13 protein-coding genes are annotated in these 17,362 nt (G+C 71.3%); 4 read left to right on the top strand and 9 right to left on the bottom strand.

The genetic code is table 11. The features are described from left to right. Positions 1-268 precede the first annotated feature (268 nt). Positions 269-682 (bottom strand): rodlin, encoded by a 414-nt coding sequence (locus tag AOQ37_RS28705; protein WP_062648333.1) that lies wholly within the window; start codon positions 680-682, stop codon positions 269-271. A 231-nt stretch (positions 683-913) separates the two neighbouring features. Here AOQ37_RS28705 and AOQ37_RS28700 point away from each other — a divergent pair, with 231 nt between their 5' ends. The 3 genes from AOQ37_RS28700 (at position 914) to AOQ37_RS28690 (ending at position 3,015) form a co-directional block, all read left to right on the top strand. Further along, entirely contained in the window at positions 914-1,324 is a 411-nt protein-coding gene (locus tag AOQ37_RS28700; protein ID WP_062648331.1) for a rodlin, read from the top strand. A 111-nt stretch (positions 1,325-1,435) separates the two neighbouring features. After that, positions 1,436-2,479: an LCP family protein gene (locus AOQ37_RS28695; RefSeq protein WP_062648485.1), complete on the top strand. Its 1,044-nt coding sequence runs from the start codon at positions 1,436-1,438 to the stop codon at positions 2,477-2,479. 128 nt (positions 2,480-2,607) lie between these two features. Beyond that, the gene (locus tag AOQ37_RS28690) at positions 2,608-3,015 is read left to right on the top strand and encodes a rodlin (RefSeq protein WP_062648330.1); all 408 of its coding nucleotides are present in this window, start codon (positions 2,608-2,610) and stop codon (positions 3,013-3,015) included. An 89-nt stretch (positions 3,016-3,104) separates the two neighbouring features. Here AOQ37_RS28690 and AOQ37_RS28685 read toward each other — a convergent pair whose 3' ends face one another. From AOQ37_RS28685 to AOQ37_RS28665, 5 genes are all read right to left on the bottom strand, one after another. After that, positions 3,105-5,129, bottom strand: coding sequence for an AMP-dependent synthetase/ligase (locus AOQ37_RS28685; protein WP_062648328.1), 2,025 nt, complete (start codon positions 5,127-5,129; stop codon positions 3,105-3,107). A 70-nt stretch (positions 5,130-5,199) separates the two neighbouring features. Next, positions 5,200-6,738 (bottom strand): VWA domain-containing protein, encoded by a 1,539-nt coding sequence (locus AOQ37_RS28680; RefSeq protein WP_078890394.1) that lies wholly within the window; start codon positions 6,736-6,738, stop codon positions 5,200-5,202. A gap of 140 nt (positions 6,739-6,878) precedes the next feature. Then, complete coding sequence (locus tag AOQ37_RS28675; protein ID WP_062648326.1) at positions 6,879-7,733, bottom strand: ABC transporter permease; 855 nt, start codon at positions 7,731-7,733, stop codon at positions 6,879-6,881. Next, complete coding sequence (locus tag AOQ37_RS28670; protein ID WP_062648324.1) at positions 7,730-10,372, bottom strand: alpha/beta fold hydrolase; 2,643 nt, start codon at positions 10,370-10,372, stop codon at positions 7,730-7,732. Before AOQ37_RS28670 ends, AOQ37_RS28675 begins: the two co-directional genes overlap by 4 nt. Positions 10,373-10,480: 108 nt before the next feature. Beyond that, the gene (locus AOQ37_RS28665; RefSeq protein WP_062648322.1) at positions 10,481-11,887 is read right to left on the bottom strand and encodes an APC family permease; all 1,407 of its coding nucleotides are present in this window, start codon (positions 11,885-11,887) and stop codon (positions 10,481-10,483) included. Between the two features lie 334 nt (positions 11,888-12,221). Between AOQ37_RS28665 and AOQ37_RS28660 the strand changes: the two genes are divergently transcribed. Beyond that, positions 12,222-13,058 (top strand): SCO4651 family lipoprotein, encoded by an 837-nt coding sequence (locus AOQ37_RS28660; RefSeq protein ID WP_062648320.1) that lies wholly within the window; start codon positions 12,222-12,224, stop codon positions 13,056-13,058. A gap of 55 nt (positions 13,059-13,113) precedes the next feature. On the opposite strand, the gene mmsA is transcribed toward AOQ37_RS28660, so the two are convergent. Genes mmsA through iolB form a run of 3 tightly spaced genes read right to left on the bottom strand, consistent with a single transcriptional unit; the run spans position 13,114 to position 17,356 of the window. Further along, entirely contained in the window at positions 13,114-14,616 is a 1,503-nt protein-coding gene (mmsA, locus tag AOQ37_RS28655) for a CoA-acylating methylmalonate-semialdehyde dehydrogenase (RefSeq protein WP_062648318.1), read from the bottom strand. A gap of 14 nt (positions 14,617-14,630) precedes the next feature. Then, positions 14,631-16,523 carry a 3D-(3,5/4)-trihydroxycyclohexane-1,2-dione acylhydrolase (decyclizing) gene (gene iolD / locus AOQ37_RS28650; RefSeq protein WP_062648316.1) on the bottom strand — a complete coding sequence of 631 codons (1,893 nt, stop codon included), beginning with the start codon at positions 16,521-16,523 and terminating at the stop codon, positions 14,631-14,633. Continuing rightward, positions 16,520-17,356 carry a 5-deoxy-glucuronate isomerase gene (gene iolB / locus AOQ37_RS28645; protein ID WP_062648314.1) on the bottom strand — a complete coding sequence of 279 codons (837 nt, stop codon included), beginning with the start codon at positions 17,354-17,356 and terminating at the stop codon, positions 16,520-16,522. The genes iolD and iolB overlap by 4 nt, the downstream gene beginning before the upstream one ends. Positions 17,357-17,362: the final 6 nt, after the last annotated feature.

The following is a 17,362-nucleotide window of genomic DNA, read 5'->3' as shown; positions in this document are numbered from 1 at the left end:
TCGAAACCGAGCGAGCGCAACTGGAACGGCTCGCACCATGACCCGCAAGCTGCAAACGAGAGATAGACAGCCGAAGAAACTCAAAAACGCGCGTCGCACAGGAATTCACTCGAACGCCTTCAGGTAATTGACACGAACGGCTCACCGAAGAGGAAACGATTCACCTGAGACGAGAAAAAAAATGACAGGAAGGCAGCGGGAGAAATGCGGTGGCCGGACGGCCCGCCGGGGAACGGAACGGGCCGCCCGGCGGGCGGTGCCGGGGACGTCAGTGGTTGGCCACGCCGTTGCCCGAGAGCGCGGAGATGTCGTCCAGGATGTGCGACAGCGGCTCGTCGCCCTTGGCCTGGGTGCTGTTCTCGGCGCACTGCTGGTTCTGCGGGGCGGACAGCACGGGGATGTCCTGGACACCGACGTTGGCGATGACGGCGAGGACGGACTGTACGTCAGCCTTGACCGGCAGGCCCACGCAGAGCTTGTTGGCGGTGCCCTGGACCAGGCTGGCCTGCGGGCTCATGTCACCCTTGGTCACCGAGTTGCCGAACGCCTCGTGCGCGCCGTTGCCACTGGCGGAGGTGGTGCCGGCGTCGTCCCCGATGGCAAGCGCCTGGGGGGCGACCGCCGCGGACATACCGACGACGGAAGCGGCGACCGCCGCCGCGGCCATTGCCTTCTTGAGCATTTCGCTATTCCTTTCCCTGCCCTGACTCGTGGTCAGGACCATGTGCCTGCCACCGAACCAACCGGAAGCGCCGGATTTGGTTGCGGCCAGTCACCCGATCGGTTTTTACGTCCCGGCGGCCCGAGTTCACCTCGATAGGCCATCGGAGTGAATCCGAGCAACCAAACAGGTCAGATGAAGTTGATCCGAACGCTCCGGTGGACGGGGCTTCTCACCGAAAGGGATTCACAAGTGATCAAGAAGGTTCTCGCCACCGCCGCGGTCGCCGCTTCCGTCGTCGGCGTCTCCGCCGCCGCGGCAGCCCCGGCACTCGCCATCGGCAACGACAGCGGCACCACCTCCGCCAGCGGCAACGGCGCCAGCCAGTCCTTCGGCAACTCGGCCACCTTCGGCAACATGAGCCCCCAGATGGCGCTCATCCAGGGCTCCTTCAACAAGCCCTGCATCGGTCTGCCGGCGAAGCTCAACGCCCAGTCCATCCTCGCCCTGGCCAACATCGGCGTGCAGGACATCCCGATCCTGTCCGCCCCGCAGAACCAGCAGTGCGTCGAGAACAGCACCCAGGCCAAGGGCGACGAGCCGCTGTCGCACATCCTGGACGACATCTCGGTCCTGGCCGGCAACGGTGCCGCCAACCACTGAGTCCGACGTGGTGAACGGGTTCATTTCCTGAGCCCCTGGGTGGTTTCTCCGCCCGGGCAGCGGGCCGCCGGATCATCGGCGGCCCGCTGTTCTAGCGTGCGGCGCGTGACGATGAAGAGAAACCTTTGGCCACGCCGCCTGGCGATTCCCGGAATCGTCCTGGCCGCCACGGGCGCGCTGCTCGGCAGTTCCGCCCTTCCCTCACTGCCCGGACTCCCCGGCCGGCAGCACGCCCCGCGCGGGCTGAACATCCTGCTGATGGGCACCGACGAACGGGACACCCTCACCCCCGCCCAGAAGCAGACGTTCCACGCCGGTGGGAAGCCCTGCGGCTGCGCCGACGTGCTGATGCTGATCCATGTCTCGGCCCACCGGGACCGCGTCAGCGTGATCTCCATGCCCCGTGACTCCGCCGCGGAGATCCCGCCGTACCGGGAGAAGCCCGGCGCCCGGGAACGCCCGCCCCATCCGGCGAAGCTCAACGCCGCCTACCAGGAGGGCGGTCCGGAGCTCATGATCCGGACCGTGGAGTCGATGGCCAAGGTGAACATCGACCGGTTCCTCCAGGTGGACTTCCGGCGCTTCATGAACAGCGTGGACGAGGTCGGCGGTGTCGAGGTGTGCACGCCGAGGCGCCTGAAGGACCCCGCGACCAGGCTCGACCTCAAGCCCGGCAAGCACCGGCTCGGTGGCGGGCAGGCGCTTCAGTACGTCCGCTCCCGCCATGTCGACGGCAGCGCCGACCTCGGCCGGATCCAGCGACAGCAGCGCTTCCTGGTCCAGGCCTGGCGGGAGGTCAGGGAACGGAAGCTGCTCACCCGTCCGAGTCGTATGACACACCTGGCGGAGATGCTGCTCGGGACCGGCCGACAGGGTATGCAGGCCGGCGAGCTCATCGAACTGGCCGTCGCACTGCACCGGCTGCCGGACTCGGCGACGGAGTTCACGACGGTGCCGATCGCGGGGTTCGCCCCGGCCCGGCTGGGCATCGGCGCGGCGCTGGCCTGGGACCCGAAGGAGGCGGACACGCTCTTCACGAAGGTGCGCGACGACGAGCCGCTGGTCGAGCGCACCGCGCAGCCGAAGCCCAAGGACCCGCCGGACATCCTCGGCAAGACGGTTCCGGTGCGGGGGAGCGCGTACGCGTGTCATTGAGGGGCGCGCGGTCGTCGTGCGCGATGCGCTGGGCCGATCGGGGCACAGCGCGCAACCCCGGCCGGGTCCGGGCCGTTGTTGATCACGCAGCTCCTCCCCCGGAGTCCGCGTTTTCGAAGGGAACGAACATGAAGAAGCTGTGGGCGACCGCGGCCCTGGCCGCCTCCGTCGCCGGTCTTGCGGCGATGAGCGCCCCGCAGGCCCTCGCCATCGGTGACGACAGCGGCACCACCTCCGCCAGCGGCAACGGCGCCTCGTCGGAGTTCGGCAACTCGGCCACCTTCGGCGACCAGAGCCCGCAGCTCTCGCTGGTCCAGGGTTCGCTGAACAAGCCGTGCATCGGCCTGCCTGCGAAGATCAACGCCCAGTCGCTCATCGCCGCGCTGAACATCGGCGTGCAGGACATCCCGATCCTGTCCGCCCCGCAGAACCAGCAGTGCGTCGAGAACAGCACCCAGGCCAAGGGCGACGAGCCGCTGTCGCACATCCTGGACGACATCTCGGTCCTGGCGGGCAACGGCGCGGGCAACGGCTGAGCCGCAGCCTGACCGACGTACCGCGACGGCGGGTCACCGGTTCTCCGGTGGCCCGCCGTTCCGTGTGTCCTGACGGGCGTCCGGCGGTGTCACTTGCGGTACAGGGCCTCGATCTCGTCGGCGTACCGGGCCGTCACCGCGTGCCGTCTGACCTTCAGGGACGGGGTGAGCAGCCCGTCGGCCTCGGTGAACTCGCCCTCGACCAGGGTGAAGGCGCGGATCGACTCGGCCCGGGAGACGGCCTCGTTGGCGTAGTCGACGGCCCGTTGGACGTCCGCGCGCGGCCGGGGGTCGCGCAGTACCTCGGGGAGCGGGGTGTCCGCGGGGAGCCCGCGGACGGTCAGCCAGTGGGCGAGCGCGTCGGGGTCGAGGGTGACGAGGGCCGCGACGAAGGGGCGGTTGTCGCCGACGACCAGGCACTGACCGACCGGGGAGCGGCTGCGCAGCCGGTCCTCCAGGACGGCCGGGGAGACGTTCTTGCCGCCGGAGGTGACCAGGATGTCCTTCTTGCGGCCGGTGATGGTGAGGTAGCCGTCGTCGTCGAGGGAGCCCAGGTCGCCGGTGGCGAACCAGCCGTCGGCGCGGACCTCGGCGGTGGCCTCCGGGTTGTTCCAGTAGGAGTCGAAGACCACCCCTCCCTCGATGAGGACCTCCCCGTCGTCGGCGATGCGGACGGCCGTGCCGGGGACGGGCTGACCGACGGTTCCGGGCCGGGGTCTCAGGGGCGGGACGAGGGTGGCGGCGGCGGTGGTCTCGGTCAGGCCGTAGCCCTCGTAGACGATGATGCCGGCCGCGTAGAAGAAGAGGCTGAGGGTGGGGTCGAGGGGGGAGCCGCCGCTGATGGCGTAGCGCATGCGGCCGCCGAGTTCCTTGCGGATGCGGCGGTAGACCAGCACGTCGTACAGGGCCCAGGCGGCGTACAGGCCGAGCCCGGGGCCCTTGACGCGCCGCCTGCCGGCGCCACGTCTCCCCCGGCCGTGCCCGCTCGTGCCTCCGTCCTCCCCTTTCCTTTCTTCTTCTCCTTCTTCTCCTGCGCCTCCGCCTTCGCCCTCGTTCAGGAACTTGTCGAGGTACGCCCGGGCGAAACGTACGGCGACGCGTTCGGCGCGGTCGAAGGAGGCGCCGCGGCCGATCTTCTCGGCGGTGGCGCGGCCGGTGTCGTGGATGCGCTCGAAGAGGTAGGGGACGCCGACCAGGAAGGTCGGCCGGAACTCCTTGAGCGCGGGGCGGAGTTCGTCGGGTCTGACGCTGGGGAAGTGGCCGGTCTCGATGCGGGCCGTCAGACAGGCGATCTGGAGGGTGCGGCCCATGATGTGGGCGAGCGGGAGGAAGAGGAGGGTCGAGGCGGTCTGGCCGGTGACCTCCTTGAAGATCGGGTGGAGCAGTTCGAGGGTGTTGGCGGCCTCGGCGTGCAGGTTGGCGTGGGTGAGGACGCAGCCCTTGGGGCGGCCGGTGGTGCCGGAGGTGTAGCAGAGGGTGGCGGTGGTGTCGGGGGTGAGGGCGGCCCGGCGCTCGACCACCTCCTCGTCGGGGAGGCCGCGGCCGAGGGCTTCCAGTTCGGCGACCGCGCCCGCGTCGAGTTCGAGGATGCGCGGGGGCAGCGGGTGGTGGGCCGTGCCGGTCGTCGCCGTACGGACGTTGTCGGCGTTCTCGACGACGATCAGGGTGGCGCCCGAGTCCCGGACGATCCAGTCGACCTGTTCGGCCGAGGAGGTGGCGTAGACGGGAACGGTCAGGCCGCCGGCCGCCCAGATCGCGAAGTCCAGGAGGGTCCACTCGTAGCGGGTGCGGGACATCACGGCGACCCGGCCGCCCGGCTGGAGGCCGTGCGCGATCAGGCCCTTGGCGGTGGCGGTGACCTCGGCGGCGAAGGCGGCGGCGGTGACCGGGTGCCAGCCGTCGGGTCCCCTGCGGCGCAGCACCACCGCGTCGGGGGCCTCGGCCGCGTTGGTGAAGGGGAGGTCGGCGGTGCTGCCCGTGGTGGGCGGCCGCACCAGGGGCGCGGTGCGGGCCTCCCGTACGGTGCCGGTGTCGTCCCTGAGGACGTCGACCCGGGTGCGGGTGGCCAGGTCGCTGCGTTTCCTCGCCCGTTTCAGATCCTTGCGTACGCCCATGGCGGCTCCCCGGTCGCGGTGCGGCTGGCCTGTGCCGGTGCGCCAACTTACTCACAAGTAAGGTTTCGCACTAGAGGTCGAGGCGGCTCGCGTCGGATATCGCGTCGGCGAGGCCACGGACGTCCTCGTCCTCCGTCCTGTCCGCCAGCACCTCGGCGCTCTCGCGGAGATCGCTCAGGCCGGGGGCGTCCGGGAGGGGGGTCTCCGGGCGGCGCAGGGTGTCGGCGAAGTAGGCGGCCGTCGCGGTGACCTGGAAACGGACGGGCGCGTCGGTGAGCCGGTCGTGCAGGGCGCCCGCCTCCAGCCGGCCGGAGGTCTCGTGCGGGGTGCGGGTGTCGGGGTCGAGCCAGCGGACGGTGGCCGTGGCGAGGTGCCCTCGGGCGCCGGGCTCGGTGCGGACGGCGTAGAGGGCGGTGACGGTGTGGCCGGGGCCGACCTCGCCGCCGTCGACGCGGTCGTCGCGGAAGTCGTCGTCGGCGACCCGGCGGTCGTCGTAGCCGATGAGACGGAACTCGGCGACGGTCTCCGGGTCGAAGACGACCTGGGCCTTGGCGTCGCGGGCGGTCAGGTCGATGTTCCGCGGGAGGTCGGTGGAGAAGGCCTCGCGGCCCTCCTCCTCGGTCGAGACGTAGGTGGTGTGGCCGTCGCCCTTGTCGGCGAGGCGTTCCATCAGGGCGTCGCCGTAGTCGCTGCCGACGCCGACGCCGAAGAGGGTGATGCCGTGTTCGCGGCGGGCGGTGCCGACGCGTTCCAGGAGGGAGTCGGCGTCCGTGTCACCGGTGTTGGCGAGGGCGTCGGAGACCAGGACGACCCGGTTCGTGGCGCCCTCGCGCAGGCCTTCGACGGCGGTGGCGTAGCCGGTCTCGAGGCCGGCGCCGAGGTCGGTGGAGTCGGTGGGTTCCAGGCTGTCGATCGCCCGGTGGACGCGGTCGCGGTGGTCGCCGAGGCGGGTCATCGCCAGTACGGTCTCGGCCTCGCCGCTGAAGGTGACGAGCGCGACGGAGTCGTCGTCGCGCAGGCGGTCGGTCATCGTGCCGAGGGAGGACCTGGCCAGGTCCAGGCGGCCGGGTTCGGCCATCGAGCCGGAGATGTCGACGACGAAGGTGAGGGCGACGGGCGGGCGTTCGCCCTGCTGCTCGGCCGTGCGGGTGGCGAGGCCGACGCGGACCAGGGACCAGTCGTCGTCGCCGGTGCGGGCGCCGTCGACGGTGACCGAGAAGCCGTCGCCGTCGGGGCGCTCGTAGTCCTGGCGGAAGCTGTTGACGAACTCCTCGGGGCGGATCGTCGAGGGGTCCGGGCGCCGGCCCTCGGTGAGGGTGCGGCGGGCGTAGCCGTACGACGCGGTGTCGACGTCGAGGGCGAAGGTGGAGAGGCGGTCGGGGGCGGCCGTCCTGCCGTTCTCGTCGGCCTCGTCGTACGCGTCCGCGTCCGGTTTCGCGCGGGGTGCGCTCGGCGCGGGGTAGGCCTCGCCGCCGCGGGCCGCTCCGTCCGAGGCGCCGCCGCTGTCGGAGCCGTCCGCGCCGCAGCCGGTGAGCAGCAGCGCGGTGGCCGCCGCCGCGGCGAACAACCGTGACAGCCGGTGTGCCCGATGTACCCGGTGTGCCTTCATGGGTGTGCCCCCTGTGTCCGTCGACGTCTGTGACTGTGACGGGACAGGGGGCCGGAACGTGCGACACGGGGTGTTGCGGATCCGTCTCGAACCGGGCACGGGAGCGGTCCGGCGAGACCGGTGGGTGACCCTCCGGTGACCTAGGACACCACGTCCTTGCGGGCGAAACCCCGGAAGGCCAGGGCAAACAGGACCACGGCATAGGTCACGGAGACGGCCGTGCCCTGGATCATGCCGGACCACTCGGGGGTGGGCTGGACGGCGTCGGCCCAGGCGAACTGCCAGTGCGCCGGCAGGAAGTCGCGCCAGTCGCCGAGCGCGGTGACGGCGTCCAGGACGTTGCCGACGATGGTCAGGCCGACCGCGCCGCCGACCGCGCCGAGCGGGGCGTCGGTCTTCGTCGAGAGCCAGAACGCGAGTCCGGCGGTGACCAGTTGGGAGACGAAGACGTATCCGACGACGATCACGAGCCGCTGGGCCGCGGTGCCCGGGTCGAGCGCGCCGCCGGTGGGCAGCTCCAGGGGACCCCAGCCGTAGGCCGCGGAGCCGACGGCGAGGGCGACGACCGGCAGCAGGACCATCGCGGCCAGGCTGAGGCCGAGGCCGACGACGAGCTTGGACCACAGCAGGCGGGCCCGGGGCACGGGGGCGGCGAGGAGGTAGCGCAGCGAGGACCAGCCGGCCTCCGAGGCGACCGTGTCCCCGCAGAACAGGGCGACCGGGATGACCAGGAGGAAGCCCGCGGACACGAACAGGTTGACGGCGGCGAAGTTGGCGCCGGACGCCGTGGCCGTGTCCATCAGGGTGACCTGGTCGTTGCGGCCGCCCGGCTCTCCGCCGATCGCGAAGGCGATGAGCAACACGAACGGGAGGACGGCGAGGATGCCGCCCATGACCAGCGTGCGGCGCCGCTTGAGCTGGCGGACCAGCTCGACGCGCAGCGGCAGCGTGCGGTTCGCCCGGTAGCCGGAGGCGACCTCGGTGAGCGTGCTCATGCGGAACCTCCGATCAGGGTGAGGAAGGCGTCCTCCAGGCGGCGGTGCGGGCCGACCGCCCGGACGGGCACGTCGAGCCGGACGAGGTCGGCCACCAGGCGCTGGGCGCTGCCGTCGGCGTCCAGGCGGATCAGCAGACCCTCGGTGACGGGGACCGCGGAGGCGACGCCGGGCAGCGCGGTGATCTTCTCCACGACCGGCTCCTCCACCGGGAGGGCGGTGCCCACGAGGAGGGTGTCGCCGGAGCCGACGATCTCGGCGACCGGGCCCGCCTGGACCAGCCGGCCCCGGTCCATGACCACGAGGTGCGTGCAGGACTGCTCGACCTCGGACAGGAGGTGGCTGGAGACGATGACCGTGCGGCCGGCCGCCGCGTACCGGATCATCACCTCGCGCATCTCGCGGATCTGAGGCGGGTCGAGGCCGTTGGTCGGCTCGTCGAGGATGAGCAGGTCCGGCAGGCCGAGCATGGCCTGGGCGATGGCGAGGCGCTGGCGCATGCCCTGCGAGTAGGTGCGGACCGCGCGGGCGAGGGCGTCGCCGAGGCCGGCGATCTCCAGCGCCTCCTCGAGGTGGGCGTCCCCGGCCGGGCGGCCGGTGGCCCGCCAGTACAGCTCCAGGTTCTCCCGGCCGGACAGGTGCGGGAGGAAGCCCGCGCCCTCGACGAAGGAGCCGACCCGGGAGAGGACGGGCGCGCCCGGCCGGATGGCGTGGCCGAAGACCCGGATCTCGCCGCCGTCGGGGCTGATCAGGCCCATCAGCATGCGCAGGGTGGTCGTCTTGCCCGCGCCGTTCGGGCCGAGCAGGCCGAGGACCTGACCCTTCTCGACGCGGAAGGACAGGTCGCGGACGCTGTAGCGGTCGCCGTTCGCGTACTTCTTGCTCAGGTCGGTGATCTGGAGCGGGACCTCGGCGAGCGCGGGGTCGGGCACCGGTCCCGCGGTGCGGCGGCGGGCCGTCAGCAGCAGGGCCAGTGCGATCGCCGCGCCCGCGAGGGGGAGCCACCACACCCAGGACGGGAGCGGGGCGGCCGCGGTCGTCACGGCGGGGGCGGTCGGGACCTTCAGGTCGCCCTTCATCGAGACGGTGTACGTCGCCGGGGTCATCGGGGAGGCGTAGCCGAGGTCGGTGGAGGCGAGGACCAGGCGCAGCCGGTGGCCCTCCTCGACCTTGTGGTCGATCGCCGGGAGCGTGATCGTGACGTCTCGGCCGGCCTTGGCGCCCTCGACGCGGACCGGGGTGACGAGCTGGGAGGGCAGCACCTGGCTGCCGGCGCCGCTGACGTCGTAGACCTTGGCGAACAGCACGGCGGTGTCGGACGTCGACCTCACGTGGACGGTGACCGTCGGGGAGCCGGTGACGCGCAGGTCGCCGGTGACCGGGGCGGAGTCGAAGGCGGCGTACTGGCCGGGGAAGTCGAGGGAGACGCCGACGCCGAGGGAGGAGAGCTGGGAGAGGCCGCCGCCACCGAGGCCGGGCAGCGCCGAGACGGCGGGCGGGCTGGCGCCGGGCGGGTTGGCGAAGGACTGCTCCTCGCGGCGGCCGGTCAGCGCGAAGGTGCGCTCGCCGCTCTCCAGGCCGGGGTAGCTGTCCGCGCTCGCGCCCCGGAGCTGGGCGGCGCCGTCGGTGGAGTCGACGCCTCCGGTGCGGGTGACGCGGAAGGCGGGGCCGGTGTCGGCGGCCTTGTCGTCCTTGAGGTAGCGGTCGAACCAGGACCGCACACGGGCCTGGACGCGGTCGCCCTCCAGGTCGCCGCCGTCGTGGCCGCCCGCGATCCAGTCGACGTCGACGGGGGCGCCGTTGGCACGGATCGCCTTCTCGGCCGCGTCGGACTGGGCGAGGGTGAAGAGGGAGTCGGTCTGGCCCTGGACGAGCAGGGTGGGGACCTTGATGCGGTCGGCGACGGCGGACGGCGAGCGCTGTTCGAGGAGCGCGCGGGCGGCGGCGTCGGGCGTGCCGGACTCGGCGACCCGGTCGTACATCGCGGCCAGCGCGGGTTCGAAGCGGGCGGAGCCGCCGCCGGTGTTGAAGAAGATGCCGGCCCACAGCTTCTTGAACACGCCGTCGGGGAACAGGGCGTCCGCGAGGTTCCAGTAGGTGATCGCGGGTGCGATCGCGTCGACGCGGTCGTCGTGGCCCGCGGCGAGCAGGGAGATCGCGCCGCCGTAGGAGGCGCCGGCCACGCCGACCCGGGGGTCGCCGGCCTTGTCGAGCCGCACCTGGGGCTGCTTCGCGAGCCAGTCGATCAGCCGGGAGACGTCGGCGACCTCGCCCTTCGGGTCGTTGAGCCCGATCCTGCCGGTGGACCTGCCGAAGCCGCGCGCGGACCAGGTGAGCACCGCGTAGCCGTCGCGGGCCAGGTCCTCGGCCTGCTGACGTACGTCGTCCTTGCTGCCGCCGAAGCCGTGCCCGAGGAGGACGGCGGGGCGGCGGCCGGTCCCGGCGGTGAAGTAGGAGGTGTCCAGCTTCACGCCGTTCACCGCCATGACCCGGTCGGCGCGGTGCACAGCGGGCGTGTCGTCGTCGGAGGCGACGGCCGTCCAGGTACCGGCACCGGCGAGTACGACCACGGCGGCCACGGCGGAGATGATCCGTCGCGGCCGCCGTGGTCCTCGCAGACCGGGCAGTCGAAGATCCATGCTTCAACGGTACGGGGTCGACCTGTCGTGGAGTTGTCGACCGCAGACCGAACTCGTCGCCCTCCCGGGGGCGTACGCGGCCGTCACGGCCTACACCAGCCGCGGTACTCAGACCGGCCCGTCCTGGGCGTCCTCCGGGATCGACACCAGCCAGCGGGTGTCGCGGCGGGGGCGGAGGTAGAAAGCCCAGTAGAGGGTGGCGGCGGCGGTGATGCCGCCGGTCCACAGGAGGTACTCCGTCTCCTGCTGGACGAGGATGTAGCCGAGGACGGCGATCAGCAGCACCGGCAGCACCGGCCACAGGGGCATGCGCCAGGCGTGGGTGTCCTTGTGCCGGCCGCGGCGGGAGAGCAGGGCGGCGACCGCGACGAGCAGGTACATGCCGGTCACGGAGACGCCGGTGACGCCGTACAGGGTGTCGAGGTTCACGAAGCAGAGCAGCGCGCCGGGGACGCCGACGGCGAGGGTGGCCACCCAGGGGGAGCCGAACCGGCCGAGCTTGGCGAAGACGGCGTTGACCGGCTGGGGCCAGGCCTTGTCCCGGGCGGAGGCGAACAGGACGCGCGAGTTCTGGATGACCATCACGATGCCGGCGTTGATGATCGCGAGCGCCACGCAGAGGCTGACGAAGGTGCCGACGGCCGAGTTGGACCAGGCGGTGACCATGGCGCCGATGTCGCCGCCGGTGAGCTCGGTGAGGTCGGAGGCGCCGAAGGTGATGGCGACGACCGGGACCAGGATGATCACGGAGGAGATGGCGAGGGTGGCGAGGACCGTGCGGGCGACGTTGCGGCGCGGGTTCTCCAGCTCCTCGGAGAGGTAGACGGCGGTCGAGAAGCCCTGGGTGACGAAGAGGGCGATGGCGAGGCCGGAGACGACCAGCACGGCGGTGACGGTGTCGGTGTGGCCGTCGGCGCCGGCGACCTGCATCGAGACCAGGCTGCTCGCGCCGCGGTGGCCGTGGGCGAAGCCCAGCACCGCGACGACGGCCGCCGCGATGACCTCCAGGACCAGGAAGACGCCGGTGATCCAGGCGTTGGCGCGCAGGTCGAGCAGACCGGCCAGGGTGGCGAGCAGCATGACGGCCGCGCCCGCGATCGAGGGGTCGAGATGGACCACCGGGGCCAGGTAGTCGGCCGTGCCCATCGCGATCACCGGCGGGACGATCATGACGACCAGCAGGGAGAGGACGAAGACCAGCCAGCCGGCGAGCCGCCCGGCCAGCGTCGACACCATGGCGTACTCGCCGCCCGCGCTGGGGATGAGGGTGCCCAGCTCCGAGTAGCAGAACGCCACGGCGATACAGAGCAGCGAGCCGATCGCGATGGTGAGGGCGGTCGCGGTGCCGAGCGAGCCGAAGAGGTCCGGGACGACGACGAAGAGGGTGGAGGCGGGGGTGACGCAGGACAGGGTGAGAAGCGTGCCGCCGACGACTCCGATGGAGCGCTTGAGCTTCTGCGGACTGTCGGGCGCCTGGGGGAGGGCGGTCTCGACAGGGGGGAGCGTGTCGGTCATGCGGCGTGATTCCGATCGACTCGTGCGGCGGGGGTGAGGCGGGAGCGCTATCGCCTCCGGCGGCTTTGGGCGTACGTCGTTCGTCCGCTCCCGGCGGCTGCATGGAATCCCGACGGAAACCGGTGCGTCAATAGGTGTTCACCTACGGAATCCGTTGCCGATGACGCGTCCGAATCGCGGATCTGACAGTTGTGGACGGACCCTTCCGCCCCCTTGGGGTGTGCGGGAACCGCAGGGCGGGCGCCAAAAAAACGTGCGGACGTTCGGGATACGGACATGTCAGTGTGTCCCTCTAGGGTTCGGGGATCACAGACGAAGCACAGGGTGGGGACTCATGAAGCTGAAGTACGCGGCCGCCTGGACGGCGGTCACGGCGGTGGCGCTGATCACGACGGCCGGGTGCGGCACCCACGCCGCCGAGGGGACGGCGAAGGCCGTGGACGGCACCGACGCGATCATGGCGGCGCTCGGCAGGGCGACCGACCGGACCGAGCAACTGGGCTCGGCGGAGGTGAGGATGACCACCTCGATGGGCACCGGCACCCCGGTCACCATGGACGGCACCTACTCCTGGGGCGACGGGTTCGCGTTCGACGTCCTGATGGACACCGCGGCCGCGCAGATGCAGCAGATGCAGGACGATCCGAAGATGCGCATGCTCTTCGTGGACGGCGCGTACTACTACGACGTCGACCCGCAGGCCTCGGGCCCGCTCGAGGGCAAGGAGTGGATGAAGATCGACGGCTCGGCCATCTTCGGCCGGCAGGGCGCGCAGGCGCTCAGCGGCAGCAGCGGCGGCAGCCCGTCGGCGTCCATGAAGGGTCTGAAGTACGCCGACGACGTCGAGGACCTGGGCTCGGAGACGGTGAACGGCAAGGCCGCGACCCACTACCGGGCCGTCGTCGACCAGAAGGGCATGGGCAAGTACAAGGAGGCCTACGGCAACGAGGACAACCTCTTCGGCTCGCTCACCGGTGGCGCGACCTCCATCACGATGGACGTCTGGGTGGGAGACAAGGATCTGCCGGTCCGCATGATCCAGAAGATCGGCGCCATGAAGGTCACCATGGACTTCGAGAAGTTCGGCGAGACGGCCGAGGTGAAGGCCCCGCCGGCCGCGCAGACCGGCGACGTCACCGAGGCGATCGAGGAAGCCGGCGCCGCGCTGTGACACTCGCGCGCCCTGTCCCCTCGCGAGGGGACAGGGCGCGCGCGGACGACGGTGATCAGTGGTTGCGGGGGAAGCCCAGGTCCACGCCGCCCGGGCCGTCGGCCGGGTCCGGCCAGCGGGTCGTGACGACCTTGCCGCGGGTGTAGAAGTGCGTGCCGTCGTTGCCGTAGATGTGGTGGTCGCCGAAGAGCGAGTCCTTCCAGCCACCGAAGCTGTGGTAGCCCACCGGGACCGGGATCGGGACGTTCACGCCGACCATGCCCGCCTCGATCTCCAGCTGGAAGCGGCGGGCCGCGCCGCCGTCCCGGGTGAAGATCGCGGTGCCGTTGCCGAACGGCGAGCTGTTGATGAGGGCCACGCCCTCGTCGTAGGTGTCCACGCGCAGCACGCACAGCACCGGGCCGAAGATCTCGTCCTGGTAGGCCTTCGCGGTCGTCGGGACCTTGTCGAGCAGCGAGATGCCGATCCAGTGACCGTCCTCGAAGCCCTCGACCGTGTAGCCGGAGCCGTCCAGGACGACCTCCGCGCCCTCGGCCGCCGCGCCCGTGACGTAGGACGCCACCTTGTCGCGGTGGACCTTCGTGATGAGCGGGCCCATCTCGGAGGTGGGGTCGTTGCCGGGGCCGATCTTGATCTTCTCGGCGCGCTCGCGGATCTTCTGCACCAGCTCGTCGCCGATCGCGCCGACCGCCACCACCGCGGAGATCGCCATGCAGCGCTCGCCCGCCGAGCCGTAGGCCGCCGAGACGGCCGCGTCCGCCGCCGCGTCCAGGTCCGCGTCCGGCAGGACCAGCATGTGGTTCTTGGCGCCGCCCAGCGCCTGGACCCGCTTGCCGTTCGCGGAGGCGGTGGTGTGGATGTAGCGGGCGATCGGGGTCGAGCCGACGAACGACACGGCCTTGACGTCCGGGTGCTCCAGGAGGCGGTCCACCGCGACCTTGTCACCGTGCACGACGTTGAAGACACCGTCCGGCAGTCCGGCCTCCGCCAGCAGCTCGGCCAGCTTCAGAGCCGCCGACGGGTCCTTCTCGGACGGCTTCAGCACGAAGGTGTTGCCGGTCGCGATGGCGAGCGGGAACATCCACATCGGGACCATCGCCGGGAAGTTGAACGGCGTGATGCCCGCGACGACACCCAGCGGCTGCCGGATCGACGAGACGTCGACACGGGAGGCCACCTCCGTCGACAGCTCGCCCTTCAGCTGCACGGTGATCCCGCACGCCAGGTCCACGATCTCCAGACCGCGCGCGACCTCGCCCAGCGCGTCGCTGTGCACCTTGCCGTGCTCCGCGGTGATCAGCTCGGCGATCTCGTCCCGGTGCGCGTCCAGCAGCGCCCGGAACTTGAACAGGATCGTGGTCCGCTTGGCCAGCGAGGACTGGCCCCAGGTGGCGTAGGCGTCCTTCGCGGCGGCCACCGCGGCGTCGACCTCGTCGACGGTCGCGAACGCGACCTTCGTGGTGACCGCGCCGGTCGCCGGGTCGGTGACCGGCCCGTACGTACCCGACGCGCCTTCGACGGTCTTGCCGCCGATCCAGTGGTTGACGATCTTCGTCATGACCGAGTGCTCCTTCACAGATGGCGGCGACGGGTGGAGACGTGCCGTTCGTACAGCTCACGGGCCTTCACCGCGGACGCTCGGGTCGCGGTCTCGGCCACAGGTACATCCCACCAGGCCTGCGCGGGCGGCGGGCCCGACACAGTGTCGGCCGTTTCCGTCTCGACGTAGACACATGTGGGAGTGTCGGCGCGGCGCGCCTCGGCGAGCGCCTCGCGCAGTTCACGGACGGTCTTCGCGCGCAGCACGCGCATACCGAGGCTGGCCACGTTGGCAGCCAGGTCGACGGGCAGCGGGGCACCGGTGAAGGTGCCGTCGTCCGAGGTGTAGCGGTACGCCGTGCCGAACCGTTCGCCGCCCACCGACTCCGACAGACCGCCGATCGAGGCGTAGCCGTGGTTCTGCACGAGCAGGATCTTGATCGCGATCCCCTCCTGCACGGCCGTCACGATCTCCGTCGGCATCATCAGGTACGTGCCGTCGCCGACCAGGGCCCAGACGTTGCGCTCGGGAGCGGCCAGCTTCACGCCGATGGCGGCCGGGATCTCGTACCCCATGCAGGAGTAGCCGTACTCCAGGTGGTACTGGTCCCGGGACCGGGCGCGCCACAGTTTGTGCAGGTCACCGGGGAGCGATCCGGCAGCGTTGATGATCACGTCCGACTCGTCGGCGAGGGCGTCGAGGGCACCGAGCACCTGTGGCTGCGTCGGCCGTACGTCCGGCTCCTCGGCCTCGTAGCAGGCGTCGACGCGCTGCTCCCAGCGTTCCTTGTCCTCGGAGTACTCGGTGACATAGGCGTCCGTGACCCGGTGGTCGTGTGTCCGCAGGGCGGCGGTCAGCTCGCCCAGGCCGCTGCGGGCGTCCGCCACGAGCGGCTGCCCGGCGAGCTTGTGACCGTCGAAGGACGCGATGTTGAGGTTGAGGAAGCGGACGCCGTCCGCCGCGAACAGCGTGTTCGAGGCGGTGGTGAAGTCCGTGTAGCGGGTGCCCACGCCGATCACCAGGTCGGCGGTGCGGGCGAGCTCGTCCGCCGTCGCGGTACCGGTGTGGCCCACACCGCCCACGTCCTGGGGGTGGTCGTGGCGCAGCGAGCCCTTGCCGGCCTGGGTGGAGGCGACCGGGATGCCGGTGGCCTCGGCGAACTCGGCGAGGGCCTCCTCGGCGCGGCTGTGGTGGACGCCGCCGCCGGCCACGATGAGCGGGCGCCGGGCGGCACGGATCGTGCGGACCGCCTCGGCGAGTTCGGCCGGGTCGGCGCCCGGGCGGCGTACGGCCCAGGTGCGCTCGGCGAAGAATTCGTCGGGCCAGTCGTAGGCCTCGGCCTGGACGTCCTGGGGCAGCGCGAGGGTGACCGCGCCCGTCTCCACCGGGTCGGTGAGGACGCGCATCGCCTGGAGTGCCGCCGGGATCAGGGCCTCGGGGCGGGTGACGCGGTCGAAGTAGCGCGACACCGGGCGCAGGGTGTCGTTGACCGACACATCACCCGCGTAGGGGACCTCGAGCTGCTGGAGCACCGGGTCGGCGACGCGGGTCGCGAAGATGTCGCCGGGGAGCAGGAGCACCGGGAGGTGGTTGACGGTGGCGAGGGCGGCGCCGGTGACCAGGTTGGTCGCGCCGGGGCCGATCGACGTCGTCACCGCGTGGGTGGACAGGCGGTTCGACTGGCGGGCGTAGCCGACGGCCGCGTGGACCATCGACTGCTCGTTGCGGCCCTGGTGGAAGGGCATGTCGTCGCCGTACTCGACCAGCGCCTGGCCGAGGCCGGCGACGTTGCCGTGGCCGAAGATGCCCCAGGTCGCGCCGATCAGCCGCTGTCGTACGCCGTCGCGCTCCGTGTACTGGGCGGCGAGGAAGCGGACGAGTGCCTGGGCGACCGTCAGCCTCGTCGTCGAGGTCTGCGCCGTCATCGGTAACCCCCTGTGGTCTCTACGTGGTCCGGGTGGAAGCAGATCCGCCACTCCCGTGTCTCGCCCGGTCCCGCCATGACGTTCAGGTAGTACATGGCGTGTCCGGGCTGGGCGATGGCCGGGCCGTGCCAGCCGTCGGGGACGAGCACGGCGTCGCCGGAGCGGACCTCGGCGAGGACGTCGGATCCGCCCTCGCGCGAAGGGGATACGCGCTGATAGCCGAAGCCGTTCGGACCGTCGATCTCGAAGTAGTAGATCTCCTTGAGTTCGGCCTCCTCGCCCGGCCGGTGCTCGTCGTGCTTGTGCGGCGGGTACGAGGACCAGTTGCCGCCGGGGGTGATCACCTCGACGGCGATCAGCCTGTCGCAGTCGAAGGCGTCGGCGGAAGCGAAGTTGCGCACCAGACGGGCGCAGTTGCCGCTGCCGCGCTCCTCGACGGGAACCTCCGGCGCGGGGCCGTAGCGGGCGGGGAGTTGTCGCTCGCACTTCGCTCCTGCCAGGGCGAAGCGGCCTCCCGCGCCGGAGGCGATCTGGACCCGGGCGTCACGGGGAACGTACGCGAAGTCGGTTACCGACGCGAAAACGCTCTCCCTGCCCAGGAGTTGGAACTCTTCACCGGCTGTTCGCACCGTACATCCGCCTTCCAGCGGAAGGACGATCCACTCACTGTCACCGGTGGTGAAGTCGTGGGTGCCGCCCGGCTCCAGTTCGACGATCCGCAGACCGCAGTAGCCCCAGCCGGCGCGTTCCGGGTCGATGTCGAGGGTGTAGCCGGCGCCGGTGGTGGTGCCGTGCGGGACGTACAGGTCGTGGTGCGGCTCTGTGTGTGTCATGCGGCC

It is taken from the genome of Streptomyces maremycinicus (assembly GCF_001184025.1).
Lineage (GTDB): Bacteria > Actinomycetota > Actinomycetes > Streptomycetales > Streptomycetaceae > Streptomyces > Streptomyces maremycinicus.
Note: the sequence above shows the minus strand (reverse complement) of the source record. Positions and strands in the feature narration are given on the sequence as shown.